The following is a 17,553-nucleotide window of genomic DNA, read 5'->3' on the forward strand; positions in this document are numbered from 1 at the left end:
GGTGGCGTGTTGACCAGTGCTGCGACGGAGCGACATCTCATGACGCGCAAGCGAATTGTATCCCGCTTGATCAACCGGCGGACATTCACCGTATTCCTGTTGGCCGCCCTCATTCTGGTTTTCGGGATGTACGTCCGTACGGAGAAGGCGATCGATCGCGCCAACGAACAGCGCCAGGCCGTCATGGCGCTGGCAGATGAATTGCGCCAGTCCTCCGATGATCTGACGCGGATGGTCCGAACCTACATTGTGACCGGCGATCCGGTCTACAAACAGTCCTATCAGGATATCCTGGACATCCGTGACGGCAAGCGACCGCGGCCGGAGCACTATCAGAATGTCTATTGGGACCTGGTCGTGGCCGGTCGACTCCCCCCGCCCCCCGCCACAGGGCAGGCCATGGCACTCCTCGAATTGATGCGTCAGGCGGGCTTCGGGGACGCCGAGTTTCGCCAGTTGGCGCAAGCCAAGGCGCACTCCGACCACTTGACTGCCACCGAAGTCACGGCGATGCGACTTGCCGAGACGGTCGGTCCTGACCGGGAGGAGGCGCTGACCCGGGCGCGGCGTCTGCTGCATGACGACGCATATCATCAGGCCAAGGCCGACATCATGCAGCCCCTCTATGAATTCAATGTGCTGATGAACCGGCGGACCCTCGCCGCGGTCCATGCGGCAGCGCACAATGCCACGCTGTTGCGCGGCATCTTCATTGTTGTCGGGCTGATCCTGTTCATCATGCTCTGGCGGACCTGGGCGACCTTGCGGGAGACGTTGGGGGCTTCGGCCGAGGAGGTGCGCGCCCAGATCGTCAAGCTGGGGCACGGCGATTTCTCCGCGGCCCCCCCGGTCCCGCCCGGCGCTGACCATAGCGTGATCGGCTGGTTGGCGGAGACCCGGCAACGGCTCAACCAACTGGCGCAGGCACAACAGGAGGCGGTGGTTCGTTATACCAGGGCCGAGCAGGCGCTGCGGGAGAGCCTCGGGCGTTACGAGTTGGCCATAAAAGGGACAACCGATGGCATCTGGCACTGGAATATCCTCAGCGGTGAGGATTTCCACTCCCCCCGTTACCGGGAACTGCTCGGTTACGATGCCGATGAACTTCCCGATACCGCGGACGGTTTTGAGGCCATTGTGCATCCCGATGACCTACCGCAGGTGAATGCCGCGCAACAAGCCCACCTGGTGCGGCGGGAGCCCTACAACATCGAACTACGCCTGCGCACAAAGCAAAGGGATTACAAATGGTTTATATCGCGGGGTCAGGCGGAGTGGGACGCAGCGGGACAGCCGCTGCGGATGTCCGGCTCGATCACGGATATCACCGAGCGTAAGCGGGCCGAAGAAGAGTTGGCCCGGTCCAGGGACGCGGCGCAGGCGGCCAACCGCGCCAAGAGCCAATTTCTCGCCAACATGAGCCATGAGATCCGCACCCCCATGAACGCGGTCATCGGCCTGACCCACCTGGTTCTCCAGACTGATCTGACGCCGAAACAACAGGATTATCTCTACAAGATCCAGAGTTCGGGCCAGGCCCTGCTGGGGCTCATCAACGACATCCTCGACCTGTCCAAGATCGAGGCGGACCGGCTGGAACTGGAACAGATCCCCTTCAGCCTGGAGCGGGTCCTGGACCCCATCGCCACCATGATGGCCCTGAGAGCCGAGGAAAAGGGGCTGAAACTCTCCTTCCACCTGGACGCGACAGCGCCGCGTCACCTGCTGGGGGACCCACTCCGACTGGGGCAGATTCTCCTCAACCTGGTCAACAACGCCGTCAAATTCACGGAACAGGGCGAAGTCGTCGTTGCCGTGACACCGCAGGCTCGGCCCGGCGCTCAGGTCGGGCTTCGCTTCGCCGTGCGGGACACCGGCATCGGCCTCCTGCCGGCGCAGCAGGCCCGGCTCTTCGAGGCGTTTTCCCAGGCCGATGGCTCCACCACCCGCCGCTACGGGGGCACCGGGCTGGGGCTGGCCATCAGCAAGAAGCTGGTAGATCTCATGGGGGGCGACCTCAGGGTCGAGAGCGCCCCTGGCGTCGGGAGTACCTTTACCGCCATTCTGCCATTTACCGTGGACACGGCCGCAGTGCCGGACACTCGCGAAGACCGACCGGAAACCGGACGCGCCGGCCTCATCCCGCCGTCATTTCCGACCGATTCCCGAGTCCTGCTGGTGGAAGACAACGCCATCAACCAGCAGGTGGCTCGGGAGATTCTGCGGAACTTCGGGTTAGGCGTGGAGATCGTCGGCAATGGGCGTATGGCCGTGGAACTGCTCCGCGCCAATCCCGCCCGTTACGCCGCGGTGTTCATGGACCTCCAGATGCCGGAGATGGACGGCTTCGAGGCCACCCGGGTCATTCGGGATGAGCTGGGACTGGCCGACCTGCCGATCATCGCCATGACGGCCCATGCCCTGGAAGAAGAGCGCCGCCGCTGTCTTGCCTGCGGTATAAATGACCACGTGGCCAAGCCCATCGATCCGTCGGTCCTCCTGACGGTGCTCTCCCGCTGGCTTCCCACCCGCGGCGATGCGCAGGAGCCTCCGAACGAGACCCTTTCGGTCCCTGATTTCCCCGCTGCGCTGCCCGGGGTGGACCTGTCGGCGGCCCTGCGTCGGCTCTCGGGCAACCGGGAACTGCTCCTGAAGATGCTGCGGAACTTTGGTCAGGAGTGGTCAGGAGCACATGAATCCATACAAGTCGCCCTGTCGGCAGGCGACCTTCAGCAAGCGCGCCAGACGGTCCACACGCTGCGCGGAGTAGCGGCTAACCTGTCCGTGAGTCACGTCGCCGCCAGTGCCGAGGCGCTGGAGCAGGCGTTGAAGCGGGGAGCGAACCACGAGATCGAACGCTGCCTGGAGACGCTGGCCGCGGCCATCTCGCCGGTGCTGGCCGGACTGGAGCGTTTGCCGCCCGCGCCGCCGCTCCCGGTTGACGTCGGTTCCCCGGATCCCTCGCTGTTGGAACCTCAAGTCTGCGAACTGGCCAAATTGCTGCGCCAACAGGACATGAAGGCCGAAGCCTGCTTCGCCGAACTACGGGTGCGGCTGGGCGCCGGAGAGTGTTCGGAGGCGATGGTTCGCCTGGAGCAGCAGCTTGACCGGCTGGATTTTGCCGCGGCCAGGATAACGTTGGCGGAGGTGGCGGAGCTTCTGGGAATGGCGGCATTGGACCGATGAAGCGAGGGGGAGGTAGAGCCGACCTTGCAGGTACCCACTCAAAACGCGGCGAAGTCCGGCCACGCCGGCAGGGCGTCCGCATCGAGCTGCTCGCCCTCGTTGAAAAATCTGAGCCAACGCTCGAGCTCGGTCGCTACGTCTCAGCGGGTTAGCGAAAATCCGCGGACTGTCGCTCATTCTCCAGAAGCTTGGGGCTAGGTCGGCGCGCAAGTCGCTGATATCGTTAAGGGCGATCTTAACTTAGCGCCATTCGACCCTGGCCCCCTTTTCCGCAACCGGAGTCGCTGGACTGGGGTGGGTGCCCGCTCGTCGATAAGGTCCGATACCGGACCGGGTGCGTGCTCAGGGCGGACAACACTTGGTGTTCTCGACCGAGTAAACGTCATGCGCGTACAAAATGGCGAACAGGCAACCGTCGATGTTCGCAAACGATGCATATGGTCAGCGCTATCAGATCGACTTCACTCGGTCGGCGTGCAGTGCCCGCGGGGCAAGCACGTAAGCGACCGGCGTTCCGAGGAAGCGGCCGCCGGGAGTCGATGGGTTCCCGCGCCCATCCTATCATCGCGGTCAGGTCATCTGTCGAGGGTGCGATCAGAACTGATGTGGTGACCGAAATCCCGTGTACGTTGTCGTTGTCGTTGTCGTAATCGAATAATCCGACCACGACCACGACTACGACAACGACAACGACAACGACAACGACAACGACGCCCGGTCCGTGAGAACGTCCGGTGGCTGTGGGGTACGCGATGCGTACCCGACGACTCATTTGGGGTAGCATGGACCTCAACGGCTTCCCGCCTCTGCCGCTGCCCGAGCACACTGTCGATGACCCCACCCACCCCCGCATTCCGCGGCAACAAGGCCGCCCTGCCGAGCAAGCCCTGCGCCGCCTGCGGTCGGCCGATGACCTGGCGCCGCCGCTGGGCCCGCTCCTGGAACGCGGTGAAGTTTTGCTCCGCCGCCTGCCGACGCGCCAAGGGTGCCCGTGGCTGAGCTGCGCCGGTTGGTGCTCGCGCTGGGCGACCAGCTCGACCTCGAGGCCGCCGCGTTCGACGGGTTCGACGCCGCCCAGGACGCGGTGTGGATGGCCGAAGTGACCGAGGAATCGACCCATGTCTGGTCGAGCAAGCCCCGCACGGTGCTGTTCCTGGCCGCGATGCGCCACTTCGCGCTCGCGTTGCGCGCGCTCGGTCGGCCGCTGCACTACACCCCACTCGACGACCCCGCCAACCACGGCAGCCTGCACGCGCAGTTGCAGGCCGACCTTGCGCGCCTGCGCCCCACGGGTCTGGTGCTGACCGCGCCGGGCGACTGGCGCGTGCTGCAGGCCATCAAGGGCGTGGCGCAGGTGCATGGCCTGCCGCTGGACATCCGCGAGGACCGCCATTTCTACTGCAGCGTGCGCGAATTCGCGGCGCACGCGCAGGGCCGCAAGTCACTGCGCATGGAGTACTTCTACCGCGAGCAGCGCAAGCGCCACGGGGTGCTGATGCAAGGGGACCAGCCCGAGGGCGGCCGGTGGAACTTCGACAGGGACAATCGCGGCGCCTTCGGTGCCGCCGGCCCCCACGCCGTGCCGCCGCGCGCGCTGTTCGCGCCCGATCCGCTGACGCGCGAGGTGATCGCGCTGGTCGAGGAGCGCTTCGCCACCCACCCCGGCCAGTTGGACGACTTCGCCTGGCCGGTGACGCGCGACCAGGCGCTCGTCGCCCTGCGGCGCTTCATCACCGAGCGCCTGCCGCTGTTCGGCCGCTACCAGGACGCGCTGTGGCCGGGCGAGCCCTGGCTGTACCACGCGCACCTGTCGGCCGCGCTGAACCTGAAGCTCCTTAAACCCCGCGAGGCGGTGGACGCGGCCGTGGCGGCGTACCGTGCGGGGGCCGCGCCGCTGGCCGGCGTGGAAGGCTTCGTGCGCCAGATCCTGGGCTGGCGTGAGTACGTGCGCGGCATCTACTGGACCCGGATGCCCGGCTATGCGGAACTCAATGCGCTGGATGCACAAGAAGACCTGCCCGCCTGGTATTGGACCGGCGCCACCGATATGGCCTGCCTGCGCGATACGCTGGCGCAGACGCTGGCTCACGGCTACGCCCACCATATCCAGCGCTTGATGGTCACCGGCCTGTTCGCACTGCTCTGTGGCGTGCAGCCGCGGCAGGTCCATGCCTGGTATCTGGCGGTCTATGTCGATGCGGTCGAATGGGTGGAACTGCCCAACACCCTGGGCATGAGCCAGTACGCCGACGGCGGCCTGATGGCCAGCAAGCCCTATGTGGCCACCGGCAAGTACATCCAGCGCATGAGCCCTTACTGCCGGGGTTGCCGCTACGACCCCGCGCAGCGCACGGGTGACACGGCCTGCCCGTTCACCACCCTGTATTGGGATTTCCTGATGCGCCACGCGGCCCTGCTGGCCGCCAACCCGCGCATGGCGTTGCAGGTGAAGAACTTGGCCCGGCTGGACGACGCGCAGCGGCAGGCGATTGGCGAGCGCGCCGCGGCCATCCGCCGCGGCGCGGTGGCCTGACCATGGCCGCCCTGGTCGATGTCCCGGCCGGCACGTCGGTGGCCTGGGCCGACGCGCTGCCACCTACGCGCGGCGCGGCGCTGGCGCGCATCGCCCGCGTGCGGCCCGCCGACTATGCGCGCACGCGCAACCACCTGGACGGCGCGGTGACGGGCCTGTCGCCTTACCTGACGCACGGCCTGGTCACGCTGCGCGAGGTCCTGGCCGGCGTGCTCGAGCGCGAGCCGCTGCCGGTGCAGCACAAGCTGGTGTCCGAGTTGGGCTGGCGCGAGTACTTCCGCCATGTCTGGGCCCACGAAGGCGACCGCATCCTGCACTCGCTGCACCCGGGCCCGCGGCCCGACACGGCCTACGCCCCCGCGCTGCCGCCCGACATCCGCCAGGCGCGCACCGGCGTGCCCGTCATCGACGAGGCCGTCCGCACACTCTACGCCACCGGCACGCTGCACAACCACGCCCGCCTGTGGCTGGCAAGCTATCTGGTGCACTTGCGCCACGTTCACTGGCGCGCGGGCGCCGACTGGCTGGTGGCGCACCTGCGCGATGGCGATCTCGCCAGCAACCACCTGAGCTGGCAGTGGGTGGCCGGCACCGGCAGCGCCAAGCCGTACTTGTTCAACGCCGACAACGTGGCGCGCTACGCCCCGGCGCACTGGCACAGTCCCGGTACCGTGGTCGACCAGTCCTACGAGGCGCTGGAGCGCATGGCGCGCGATCCGCATGCGGCAACGGTGAGCGCCGACACGGCCGGCACGGTCGACGCCACGCCCGAGCCGCCGCTGCTGGCCGCGCCGCCCACCGATCTCAGCCTGCACGCGCCAGACGCCGCCGCCGCCGACCGGCTGCGCGGCCGGGAGGTCTGGCTGGTGCACCCCTGGGCGCTGCGAGCGCCGGCGGCGGTTCTCTCCGACGGAGCCGTGGTTATCGGCCTGTACCTGCGCGAATACCACCAGGCCTGGCCCTGGTCCGCGGCGCGCTGGCGCTGGGTGGACGCCGCGATGGCCGCGGTGGCCCCGCGGCGCTGGTACGTCGATGCCGCGGGCCTGGCCGGCGCGCTAGCCGACGCGGCGCGCGTGCGCAGCATCGACGACCCGCACTTCGGGCGCCGGCTCCAACCCGTGGCGCAACAGGACGCCGCGCCGACCTTGTTCCCGCCCGTGGAGCGGCGCTGCGGGAGCTTCTCGCAATGGTGGACGCGCGCCACGCGCGGGCTGCACGGTGCCAAAGAGTTGCTGTGAGGCAGAGTGGCGCGAGGTTCTGTTGGATCTCCTTCGCAGCACTCCGGAGACGCCCTACGAGGCCCCGTCGGACCAAGAGCTGATACGCGCCGCCGACGACATCTTTAAAGAGATCGATCGACGCGAGACCCCGGCGTGACAGCCGCCTGCCGCGGCGAGGTCTGGCTGATAGAGGCGGGACTGTGCTTGTGGTTGGGCATTGGATTCGTTTAGCAAGAACACTTCGTAGCGGATAAGTTTCGAGCCTGGCCCCTTATCCCGCGACCAGGCGGAGGCCGGGGCGGCCATCAGTCGGGCGCACGCCGCCCAGGACCGGGCGAACGCGGCTAAGGATCGGGCGGCGCGGGCCGGTCATCCGCGGTAGGCACGAGGAGAGGCCAACGAGGTCTTCCTCACCCGGTTGCCACGCCCGGGTTTACCTGTACCAGGGTTTGCAACCGCTCAAGGACGGCGTCGCGCAGGTCACGGAGTTCTCCCAACCGTGTCAGTGCCTCCGGTTCCCGGCCTTGCGCCCGCAGCTGACACAATGCGACCGCCAGCGCATGCGCCCGCTGGTGCGAGGCATCGATGACCTGCAAGCCTGACCATGCATCTGGGCGGCCGCGGCCGGCGGCATCCAGCCAGACACCGAAGCCGCACCGGTGCTCATCCAGCGGCGGCGGGGCCTCCCGCTCGCCCCTGAGGTAGCCTTCCACCGCGGCAATCCAGGCGCGATGCGCGGCGCCGACAAAGAGCAGCGGCACGGCGTCGCGGCTCACCGGTGCCAGCCCGACCCAAACCGGAGCGGGCCGCCAGGAGGCCACCCAGGTTGGGATCTCCGCCGCCGGCATCGGGCGGGCAATGCCGTAGCCCTGGGCCAGTTCGCAGCCCAGTTGCAGCAGCAACTCTCCCTGGGCCAGGGTCTCCACCCCTTCGGCGATGACCTGGCGACGAAAGGCAACACACAAGCCGATTACGCCATCCAGGATGGCCAGGTCATCCGGGTCGTCCAGCATGTCGCGCACGAAGCTCTGGTCGATCTTGATCTGGACCACCGGCAGGCGTTTCAGGTAGGTCAGCGACGCATAGCCGGTGCCGAAGTCGTCCAGGGCACACAGCACCCCGATGCCCCGGCAGGCATCGATCACCTGCGATACCCGGACCAGGTCCGCCAGGGCGCTGGTTTCCAGTACTTCCAATGCGAGGTCCCCCGGCCTGACCTGCGGATGCGCCGCCAGCGATGCCCGCAGGCGCGGGAGGAAGTCCGCCTGCTGCAACTGGCGGGCGCCGACATTGACGCTCACCGGGATCTTGACCCCGGCGGTCTGCCAGTGCTCCATCTGGCTCAGCGCGGTCTCGATCACCCATTCGCCGACCTCCACGGCCAGCGGATGATCCTCGATCACCGGCAGGAAGGCCGCGGGCGGCAACAGGCCGCGGTCCGGGTGTTGCCACCGGATCAGGGCCTCGGCACCGATCAGGGTGCCCGTGCGCATGTTCACCTTGGGCTGGTAATGCAGCACGAATTCGCGTGCATCCAAGGCCCTACGGATGCGCCCCAGGCTTTCGTGGTAGCCGCGCACGCTGCGATCCAACTCGGCATCAAAGACGCTGTAACGGTTCTTGCCTGCCAGCTTGGCCTGATACATGGCCTGGTCGGCTTGGCGCAGCAGTTGCTCCGGATCGATGTCGTCGGCCTGCGGATAGAAGGTGACGCCGACACTGGCGGAGACTTGCAGCACCTGCCCACCGACCGGTACCGACCGGGCGGCGGCGGCCAGCAGGCGGGCGAGCAGCGGCACGCTGGCCTGGACGTCGGCCAGGTCGAGCAGTACGGCGACGAACTCGTCGCCGCCGATGCGGGCGAGGGTGTCGCCCTCACGCAGGACCTGCTGCATGGCTGCCGCCGCGGCGATCAGCAACTCGTCGCCCGCGGCATGTCCATGCCGGTCGTTGATGGCCTTGAATCCGTCCAGATCGAGAAAGGCGACGGCCAGCAGGCGCCCATACCGCTGCGCCTGCACCATGCCTTGGCGCAGGCGGTCGGCCAACAGGACGCGATTGGGAAGATCGGTCAGTACATCGTGGTGGGCAATGTGCTGCAACGCGCGCTCTTGCTCCTTGATCAGGGTGATGTCGGAGAACAGCGCCACGTACAGCCGGGTGCGGCCCTGGGCATCGCGTACGGCGCTGATGGTTTGCATCACGGCATACACCTCGCCGTTGTTGCGGCGGTTCCAGATCTCGCCGGACCATTGGCCGCCTTCGGTGAGACTGGCCCACAGCGCGGCGTAGAAAGTCCGGTCCTGACGCCCGGAACTGAGCAGGCGCGGATTGCGGCCGATGACTTGCTCGCGGCTATAGCTGGTGATCCGACTGAAGGCCTCATTGACATCGATGATGGTGCCGTCAGCGGCGGTGATCATGATGCCTTCCCAGGCATGGGTGAAGACGCTGGCAGCCAACAGGATCCGCTCTTCGGCCTGCTTGCGTTCGGTGATGTCATCATAGATCCCCAACAATCCGGACACGACCTGGTTCCGATCCCTGAGCACGACCTTTGACGTACGCAGCCACAACGTCTGTCCGCTCGGGCTCGTCTGCTGTTCATCATAGGATAGCTTAGGGATCCCAGACGCCATGACGGACCGGTCATCGGCCCGATACTGCCCGGCCTGCGCCGCCCATCCCAATTGATAGTCGTCTTTGCCGATCACATCCTGCGGGCACGCCATCCCGGCGTCCGCGGCAAAGGCCTGATTGCACCCGAGGTAGCGCAGGTTGCAGTCCTTCCAGAACACCCGAATCGGTGCGGTATCAAGGATCGTCAAGAGCACGGCCTGGGCCTCGATCATCGCCGCTTCCGCGTGTTTACGCTCGGTGATGTCGGTATGTGTGATGACCACAGCGGCGTCGGCGTCGCGGGCCAGCGGCGTGACGGTCATCGCGAACCAGCGCTGTTGCGCCGGTGAATGACAGGGGTATTCCAAGCGGAAGCTGGGTGAGCGGCCCGCCAACACTGCCCGGATGCCGGCGCTCGCTCCATCATCCTGCGCAGCGCAACCGGTACCGGTCCGGCAGACCTCCAGATAATTGATGCCGACCTGCGTATGCAGCGCGGGCCGGCCGGGTTCGTTGCCGTTATCCACGGCGAAGCGCCGCCAGGCGTCGTTGACCGCCAGGATCACCCCGTCAGGCCCCACCACCGCGATCTCGGCGGGGACGGCATTCAGGATGGCGAGTTTGAAGGCCTCACCCTCCCGCCGCAGCGCCTCGTGACGCCTGATTTCCTCGGTGAGCCGGCCGGCGATCCGCACGGCGTCGGTGCGCGTATTGGTCAGCGCGAGTATCAGCCAGAACAGCAGGCCGCTGAGCGCCAGCCCGCCGACCAGGGTCGACCAGGCGGGGGCGTAGCCGCTACCGGGGGTGCTTGCGGCGTGATCGAACACCAGCAGCCAGGGCCGGCCGTTGACGTCGAGCAGCCGCTGCACGCGCCACGGTGACCGCGCACCCGGGGTGCGGTCCGGTTTGCTGTCGAACAGGAGTTCGGCGGGCGACGACTCACGACCGTTGTAGACCCTCAGGTCCATGGCCGTGCCTACATGGCTCTCCCAGTCGCCGAGAAGACCGGTCATGAGGTCATGCATGCGGTAGGGGCTGTAGGCCCAGCCGATCAGCGCCGCCCGCCGCTCCCGGAGGGTCGCCACCGGGGCGCCGTTGCGATAGACGGGGACATACATGAGGGTCCCGGCCTGGACCTGGGTGCCGGTCTCCTGCACCAACCGGACCTTGCCGGACAGGGCCGCCGCCCCGGTGTCGCGCGCCTGGTCCATGGCGGCCCGCCGGACCGGCTCGGTGTACATATCGAAACCGAAGGCGCGCAGGTTACGGTCGCGGAAGGGTTCCAGATAGATGATGGCGGTGTAAAGTGCGCGCCTGCCGGGTGGACGGACACTGTAGTCGGGAAACCCCTCGCCCCGGATGCGCTCGAGGTGGGCGGCCAGCTCCTCCGGGGGAATAACCTCGGCGAAACCGATCCCTTGGATGCCGGGCACGCTGCCGCTCGCGTGCAGGGTTTCGACATAGGCCCGCCACTCGCTGCGCTGCACCATGGTCGACGCGGCAAACAGGGCCGCGCCGCCGCGCAGGATCAGCGCATAGGCGCCCATGCGCTCCTGCACCTTGAGGGCGACCTGATCGCAGCCGAAGGCAAACTGGCTGACGGCATCCTGTTGGCCTTGATCATAAATCCGGCCAAGACCTAGCGTAGGGCTTGGTTAACCCCCACTGGAGAGCGGCAGGACCCGCGAAATTGTGTACCCTTGGAAGTGCAAACAAACCGAGGGAGAAGCACGATGTTCGAAGGTCCTGCCGGGATCGACTTTAGCGCAGACATCGGGTCGACGCCATCGGGCGTGGTCCGGCGGTCGGCCGGCGGTGGGTCGTGAAGCACCGCTCGCGCCTGGAGCGAGCCGAACAGCGCGGGGCGGCCGTGGCCCGCTTGGCGACGGGGCAGCCGCAACGCCACGTCGCCGCCGAACTGGGCGTGGCGCGCAGCACCTTGCAGGACTGGTGCAAGCCGACCCCGGTCGGCGCGGCCCCGGCGGTGTTGGCAGCCTTCGTGGCGACCCCTGAGGGCGTGCAGTGGCTGCACCAAGTGGTGGTGGCGGCGCACTTCGTCATCACGCTGCACGGCGGTGCCGGGGTGCGGATGGTGTGTGAATTCTTGAAGTTGAGTGGGTTGTCGGCGTTCGTCGGCGCGAGCTATGGCACCCACCAGGCCCTCAATGCGGCCTTGGAGGAGATGGTGGTCGCCGTGGCGCGTGAGCAACGGGCGGCGTTGGCGGTGGGCATGCCGCACCGCGCGATCACGGCGTGCGAGGATGAGACCTTTCATCCGCAGATTTTGTTGGTCATGTTGGAGCCGGTGTCGAACTTTCTGCTGCGCGAACAGTACGCCGCCGATCGCACGGCGGCCACCTGGACGCAGGCGTTGCGCGCGGGTCTGGACGGCTTGAACGTGACCGTGATCCAGGGCACCAGCGACGAGGCCACAGCGTTGCGCCGCCATATCCAGACGGATTGTGCGGCCCATCATTCCCCGGACCTGTTTCATGTGCAACAGGAGGTGTCCAAGGGCACCAGCCTACACTTGGTCCGCCACGTGAAACAGGCGGGCGCCAGCGTCGCGGCCGCCCAGACGTCGCTGGACGCTGAGCGGGCGACCGCGCAGGCCTATGACGCCCAATCCCCGCGTCCGCGCGGGCGCCCACCGGCGTTCGCGCCCCGCATTGAAGCCGCCCTGGCGGTCGTGGTGCAGGCCGAAGCCGATCAGGTACAGGCGCAAGCGCGTCAGGCCGAGGCCCGTGAACTGGTGCGTGAGTTGGGGACCCTCTATCACCCCTATGAGTTGGAGCAGGGACAGGCGCAGCCCGTGGCGCGCATCGCGCAACGCTTTGCCGACGTGTGGACGCGGCTGCAACAGCTGGCCGACGCGGCCGATCTGCCAACGCGCGCCCGTGAGCGCCTGGCCAAGGCGCAGCGCCTGACGATTCAGTTCCTTGCCACCATTACCTTTTTCTTTGCGACCGTGCAGGCCAAGGTCGAGGCGCTGAATCTGCCGCCCGCCGTGGAACTGGCGTTGCTCACGCAGCTGATTCCGGCGCTCTACCTCGAGCGCGTCGCCAATCGCAGCACGCTCGCTGAACCGCGCCACCGTCTGCACGCCCTGAGCCGGCAGTTGCTCGAACCGCTGCGCCAACGCGATCATCCGCTCCAGGCCCTCCCAGAGGCCGAGCGCGCGCGCCTCGAACAGGTGGCCGGTGACTGCGCCGACCTGTTCCAGCGCAGCAGTTCCAGCGTGGAGGGGCGCAACGGCCAACTGTCCCTACATCACCATGGCCGACATCGCCTGAGCGACCGCAAGCTCGAGGCACTGACCGCCGTACATAACTTCCACCTCCGTCGCCCCGACGGGACCACTGCCGCTGAGCGCTTCTTCGGCCGGGCCCACGAAACGCTGTTCGCGCAGGTGCTCCAGCGCATGCCGTTGCCCCCGCCGCCAGCGCGCCGACGACCGCGCCCGCCCAAGCCGCCCGCGCTCCTGCCGGTAGCGGCGTAACGGGGGTGGCCGGAACGATGATCAAGGCCATCCTGTTCGATCCCCTGCCTGACCGCAAGGGCGGCGAAGCCGCTCGCCAGTAACCCGACGCCGAGTGTGACCCAGGCGAGTCTGGTCTTCCGGGATCGGTTGGATTTCAGCATGGGGCTTGTGCGAAGGGTCTGTTGGGCGGGGCTGGACGTGTCGGCCCATTATCCACCAGCATCGCAGGATAAGGGGCCCAGGATAAGGGGCCAGGCTCGAATATAATTCCGCTACGCTAACAGCTCGGCTCTTGGCCGGAAAAGGATTCGAGCCTGGCCCCTTTACCCACTCCAACCGAGCGGCGGAAAGAGTCGCGCGGTGCTGGTATCCTTAGGGTTAGGACGGGCACGGTGTTGCCGTGCCGACCCCGAAAGCGCGGCGGGGCCTTCGCAACTCGCGCAAGCGGTGGAGTTCCGGCTGAGTGCCGCGTTGGGCTTGGCGGATGCCGCCGGCCAAGAGTCTGGCTCTTACCGTCGCGCAGAAGTATCCGCGCCTGGCACCAGAGCCCGTCCCTAGCACTTTGACGCCAAACTTTAGGGGTCGATTATGAGCGCAGCCGCCCGTCAATTGCTCCAGTCGTTCGCCGCGCTAGCTGAGGCAGAGCGGCGCGAGGTTCTGTTGGAACTCCTTCGCAGCACCCCGGAGACGCCCTACGAGGCCCCGTCCGACCAGGATCTGATACGCGCCGCGGACGACATCTTTCAAGAGATCGATCGACGCGAGACCCCGGCGTGACAGCCGCCTGCCGCGGCGAGGTCTGGTTGGTCGATCTTGGCCTCGCGGCCAAGATCCGCCCCTGTCTGGTGATGAGTGTGCCGACAGAAGACACAGATCGTGCCCTGGTGACGGTCGTCCCCCACACGACGGCGCTGCGGGGATCGCGATTCGAGGTAACAGTCTCGGCCCGCTATCTGAAGGTCGGCGGCTTCGATGCGCAGGGTATCGTCACCATACCGGCCGTGAGGCTCATTCGTCGACTTGGCGTGCTCTCTGCCGCACAGATGAGGTCGGTAGAGGCGGGACTGTGCTTGTGGTTGGGCATTGGATTCGTTTAGCAAGAACACGCCGTAGCGGATAAGTATTCGAGCCTGGCCCCTTTACCCGCGGACAAGGCCGAAATGACCGGGCACTAAAACGCGCTGCGGCGCTAGCCGTCAGCCCGCGGCGTCGGGGTCGATGCCCAGGGCGCGCAGGCGCTCGGCAAGCTGCTCGGCGCGGGCGCGTTCCTGCTCGGCGCAGATGCGTTCCTGCTCGGCACGGGCATCCGCCTGCGCGGCACGGGCATCCGCCTGCGCGGCACGTACATCCGCCAGCTCGGCGCGGGCGCGTTCCTGTGCGGCGCGCGCATCGGCCTCCCGCGCCTGCGCCTCGGCCTGCCGGGCACCACGGGCCAGTTCGACCGGGCTCAGGAACGGCCGGCCGGTCGGGTCGAAGATCTCCAGGGTCTCGGCGCGCAGGGCAAAGCGGATACCGAGCCGGGGGCTGGTCCAGCCGTTGACGTAGGTCACGGGGGCGAGCCGCCCGTCCTGGCGCAGCCAGACCTCCAGACGGTTGCGCTCGGGGTCGTAGAGGTAATACTCAAGCGCACCGTGGGTGTCGTAGAACTCCAGCTTGTCCTTGAGTTCCTTGGGCCCGTTCGAGGGCGACTGGACCTCGAAGACCACCTGGGGGGCGATGCCGCCCTCCTCCCACTGTTTGTAGGACCCGCGTGGGCCCTTGGGCCGGCCGAAGACCACCATGGCGTCCGGGGCCATGGGGTTGGCGAGACGCCGGTCCTGGACCGGGTACCAGAAGAGGTCACCGGCGACGAAGACCTCCGGGCGGTCGGCGAAGAGGATCTCCAGGTTCTCCTTGATCTTCACGATCCAGTCGAATTGCAGCGTATTCTCCGCCATCGGGGCTCCGTCGCTGTCGGGATAAGGGTCGGCGGGGTCGAAACGGGGCACTGGGTTCATGGTGCTGGCTCCGGGCCGGGGGGCGCTGGGTCGGTCTGACTCGCTGCTAAGAATAGCAGCGGCAAGGGGGGACCGACACCGGGGGAATGGCGGGGACAGTAGACCTGACTCGTGGCGTCCTTCCGGTTCATCGACCGCGACACGATGCTCAGGGCGATGGGCATCAGCGAGCGCACCCTGCAGCGGGCCAAGCTCGCGTACCGGCCGCTCGACAGCAACGCCAGCGACCGCTCGCCGCGGCTGGCCGCGGTCGCCGAGCAGGCGATCGAGGTCCTGGGCTCGCAGGAGGCCGCCGAACGCTGGCTGGCGGCCCCGGCCGTGGGACTGGAGCGGTCAATGGTGCTAGCATTCAGTCAAGCCCCTAACCGGCGCCACGCCGCGGAGGACCCGATGTCGCTGATCTGCGAACTCCATCATGCCAGCCTGATCGTGGCGGACACCGCCCGCTCACTGGCCTTTTACCATGACGTGCTGGGCCTTTCCAGCGATACCGGGCGCCCGGATTTGGGATTTCCCGGGGCCTGGCTCCAGGTCGGTCGGGGCCAGATCCATCTGCTGGAGTTGCCCAACCCCGACCCGACCGAGGGACGGCCCGCGCACGGCGGCCGGGATCGTCACGTCGCGCTGACGGTGCCTGACCTGGGGCCTGTGCTGGCGTGTCTCAGCGCCGCCGGGATTCCCTGCACCACCAGCCGCTCCGGCCGCCGGGCGCTGTTCTGCCGTGACCCGGACGGCAATGCACTGGAATTCATCGAGTCGCGGGTGTCGCCCGATGACGCATGAAATACTCCAACAGCGCTGTGGTGGAGCCGTCATGCGCAGGGCCGACCTGGCCCTCATTGAGTTCCTTGAGGATGACGCCGGCGAGCTGTTTGCCGAGTTCCACGCCCCACTGATCGAATGAGTTGACCTCCCACAGCACGCCCTGGGTGAAGATGCGGTGCTCATATAGGGCGATCAGCGCGCCCAGGGTGTGGGGGGTGAGGCGCTCCATAAGGATGCTGTTGGTGGGGCGGTTGCCGGGGAAGGTGCGGTGGCTGGCGAGGAAGTGGGCACGCTCCGCGGGCATCCCGGCGGCGAGCATTTCGGCCAGGGCCTCGTCGAAGCTGCGACCGCGCATCAGGGCCTCGGTCTGGGCGAAATAATTGGCCATGAACTTCAGATGGTGGTCGCCCAGTTCATTCTGGCTGTGGATGGCCCCGATGAAGTCCGCCGGGATCATCTGGGTGCCCTGGTGGATGAGCTGGTAGAAGGCGTGCTGGCCGTCGGTGCCGGGTTCGCCCCAGACCACGGGGCCGGTGCTGTAGTCCACCGCGGCGCCGTCGCGGGTAACGCGCTTGCCGTTGCTCTCCATGTCGCCCTGTTGCAGATAGGCGGGCAGGAAACGCAGATACTGGTCATAGGGCAGCACCGCATGGGTGCGGGCGCCCGCGAAGTTGGCGTACCAGACGCCGATGAGTCCCAGGACGGCGGGGATGTTCTCGGTGAGGTCCGCGTTGCTGAAGTGCTCGTCCATGGCGTGGGCGCCTTCCAGCAGTTCCACGAAGCGCTCGAAACCGATGGCCAGCGCGATCGGCAGGCCGATGGCCGACCACAATGAGTAGCGCCCGCCCACCCAGTCCCAGAAGCCGAACATATTGGCCGTGTCGATGCCGAACGCGGCGACCTTCTCCGCATTGGTGGAGACGGCGACAAAGTGCCGGGCCACCGCCGCCGGGTCCCCGAGCGCGGTCAGGGTCCAGGCGCGCGCGCTCTCGGCGTTGGTCATGGTCTCCTGGGTGGTGAAGGTCTTGGAGGCGACCACGAAGAGGGTGGTGGCGGGGTCCAGGCCGCGCAGCGTCTCGACCAGATGGGTGCCATCGACGTTGGAGACGAAATGTACAGTCAGGTCATCGCTGAGATAGGGTCCCAGGGCGGCGCAGACCATCTTGGGTCCCAGGTTGGAACCGCCGATGCCGATGTTGACCACGTCGGTGATGGCGCGCCCGGTATGGCCCTTCCACTCGCCCGCGCGGACCTGGCCGACGAAGGTCGCCACCTGCGCCAGGACCTCATTGATGCCGGGCATCACGTCCTGGCCATCGACATAGATCGGGTGATTGGAGCGGTTGCGCAGGGCCACATGGAGTACGGCGCGCTGCTCGGTGTTGTTGATCTGGTCGCCGGCGAACATGCGCCTGGTCCAGCCCTGGAGGTCCACCGCCCGGGCCAGGTCGAACAGCAGCGCGAGCGTCTCGTGGGTGATCAGGTTCTTGGAATAGTCCACCATGAGCCCGCCCGCCGACAGGGTCATGGCCTGGGCGCGCTGGGGGTCTGCGGCGAACAGGTCGCTCATGCGCGTGTCCTTGAGCTGCTGCCAATGCCGCTCCAGGGCCTGCCATTGGGGGGTCTGAGTGACGAGCGCCATTGCGTATTCTCCTGCGGGTGTGATTGAGGTGGTTGAGTTCTTGTGGTTTGTCGAAGAAGATTAATTTAGCCGCAAATTAACGCAAATTAACGCAAATGAAGATAATGGAC

Annotated in this window: 11 protein-coding genes; 8 read left to right on the forward strand and 3 right to left on the reverse strand. The window is 67.0% G+C overall.

Features of this window, described 5'->3' with window-relative positions; all coding sequences use genetic code 11:
- Positions 1 to 126: 126 nt before the first annotated feature.
- From THSYN_RS10090 to THSYN_RS10105, 4 genes are all read left to right on the forward strand, one after another.
- Entirely contained in the window at positions 127 to 3,186 is a 3,060-nt protein-coding gene (locus THSYN_RS10090) for a hybrid sensor histidine kinase/response regulator (RefSeq protein ID WP_172965257.1), read from the forward strand.
- Positions 3,187 to 4,017: 831 nt separating this feature from the next.
- Positions 4,018 to 4,185 carry a DUF2256 domain-containing protein gene (locus THSYN_RS10095; RefSeq protein WP_100919030.1) on the forward strand — a complete coding sequence of 56 codons (168 nt, stop codon included), beginning with the start codon at positions 4,018 to 4,020 and terminating at the stop codon, positions 4,183 to 4,185.
- A complete protein-coding gene (locus THSYN_RS10100) occupies positions 4,172 to 5,719 on the forward strand; it encodes a cryptochrome/photolyase family protein (protein WP_216644721.1) in 1,548 nt (515 codons plus the stop codon). Before THSYN_RS10095 ends, THSYN_RS10100 begins: the two co-directional genes overlap by 14 nt.
- A gap of 2 nt (positions 5,720 to 5,721) precedes the next feature.
- A complete protein-coding gene (locus tag THSYN_RS10105) occupies positions 5,722 to 6,957 on the forward strand; it encodes an FAD-binding domain-containing protein (protein ID WP_100919031.1) in 1,236 nt (411 codons plus the stop codon).
- A gap of 392 nt (positions 6,958 to 7,349) precedes the next feature.
- Here THSYN_RS10105 and THSYN_RS10110 read toward each other — a convergent pair whose 3' ends face one another.
- Entirely contained in the window at positions 7,350 to 11,105 is a 3,756-nt protein-coding gene (locus THSYN_RS10110) for an EAL domain-containing protein (RefSeq protein ID WP_100919032.1), read from the reverse strand.
- A 275-nt stretch (positions 11,106 to 11,380) separates the two neighbouring features.
- On the opposite strand from THSYN_RS10110, the gene THSYN_RS10115 reads away from it, so the two are divergent.
- From THSYN_RS10115 to THSYN_RS10120, 3 genes are all read left to right on the forward strand, one after another.
- Positions 11,381 to 13,057 carry a DUF6399 domain-containing protein gene (locus THSYN_RS10115; protein ID WP_100918590.1) on the forward strand — a complete coding sequence of 559 codons (1,677 nt, stop codon included), beginning with the start codon at positions 11,381 to 11,383 and terminating at the stop codon, positions 13,055 to 13,057.
- A gap of 570 nt (positions 13,058 to 13,627) precedes the next feature.
- Complete coding sequence (locus THSYN_RS33660) at positions 13,628 to 13,816, forward strand: hypothetical protein (protein WP_157817574.1); 189 nt, start codon at positions 13,628 to 13,630, stop codon at positions 13,814 to 13,816.
- Positions 13,813 to 14,136 carry a type II toxin-antitoxin system PemK/MazF family toxin gene (locus THSYN_RS10120; protein ID WP_100919033.1) on the forward strand — a complete coding sequence of 108 codons (324 nt, stop codon included), beginning with the start codon at positions 13,813 to 13,815 and terminating at the stop codon, positions 14,134 to 14,136. The genes THSYN_RS33660 and THSYN_RS10120 overlap by 4 nt, the downstream gene beginning before the upstream one ends.
- A 99-nt stretch (positions 14,137 to 14,235) precedes the next feature.
- Here THSYN_RS10120 and THSYN_RS10125 read toward each other — a convergent pair whose 3' ends face one another.
- On the reverse strand, positions 14,236 to 15,036 hold the full coding sequence (locus tag THSYN_RS10125) for a Uma2 family endonuclease (protein ID WP_100919034.1): 801 nt from the start codon (positions 15,034 to 15,036) through the stop codon (positions 14,236 to 14,238).
- A 390-nt stretch (positions 15,037 to 15,426) separates the two neighbouring features.
- Between THSYN_RS10125 and THSYN_RS10130 the strand changes: the two genes are divergently transcribed.
- Complete coding sequence (locus THSYN_RS10130) at positions 15,427 to 15,819, forward strand: VOC family protein (RefSeq protein WP_100922366.1); 393 nt, start codon at positions 15,427 to 15,429, stop codon at positions 15,817 to 15,819.
- Here the strand turns inward: THSYN_RS10130 and pgi are convergent.
- The gene (pgi, locus tag THSYN_RS10135; RefSeq protein WP_100919035.1) at positions 15,785 to 17,443 is read right to left on the reverse strand and encodes a glucose-6-phosphate isomerase; all 1,659 of its coding nucleotides are present in this window, start codon (positions 17,441 to 17,443) and stop codon (positions 15,785 to 15,787) included. The genes THSYN_RS10130 and pgi overlap by 35 nt on opposite strands.
- Positions 17,444 to 17,553 lie beyond the last annotated feature (110 nt).

Source organism: Candidatus Thiodictyon syntrophicum, assembly GCF_002813775.1.
Classification (GTDB): domain Bacteria; phylum Pseudomonadota; class Gammaproteobacteria; order Chromatiales; family Chromatiaceae; genus Thiodictyon; species Thiodictyon syntrophicum.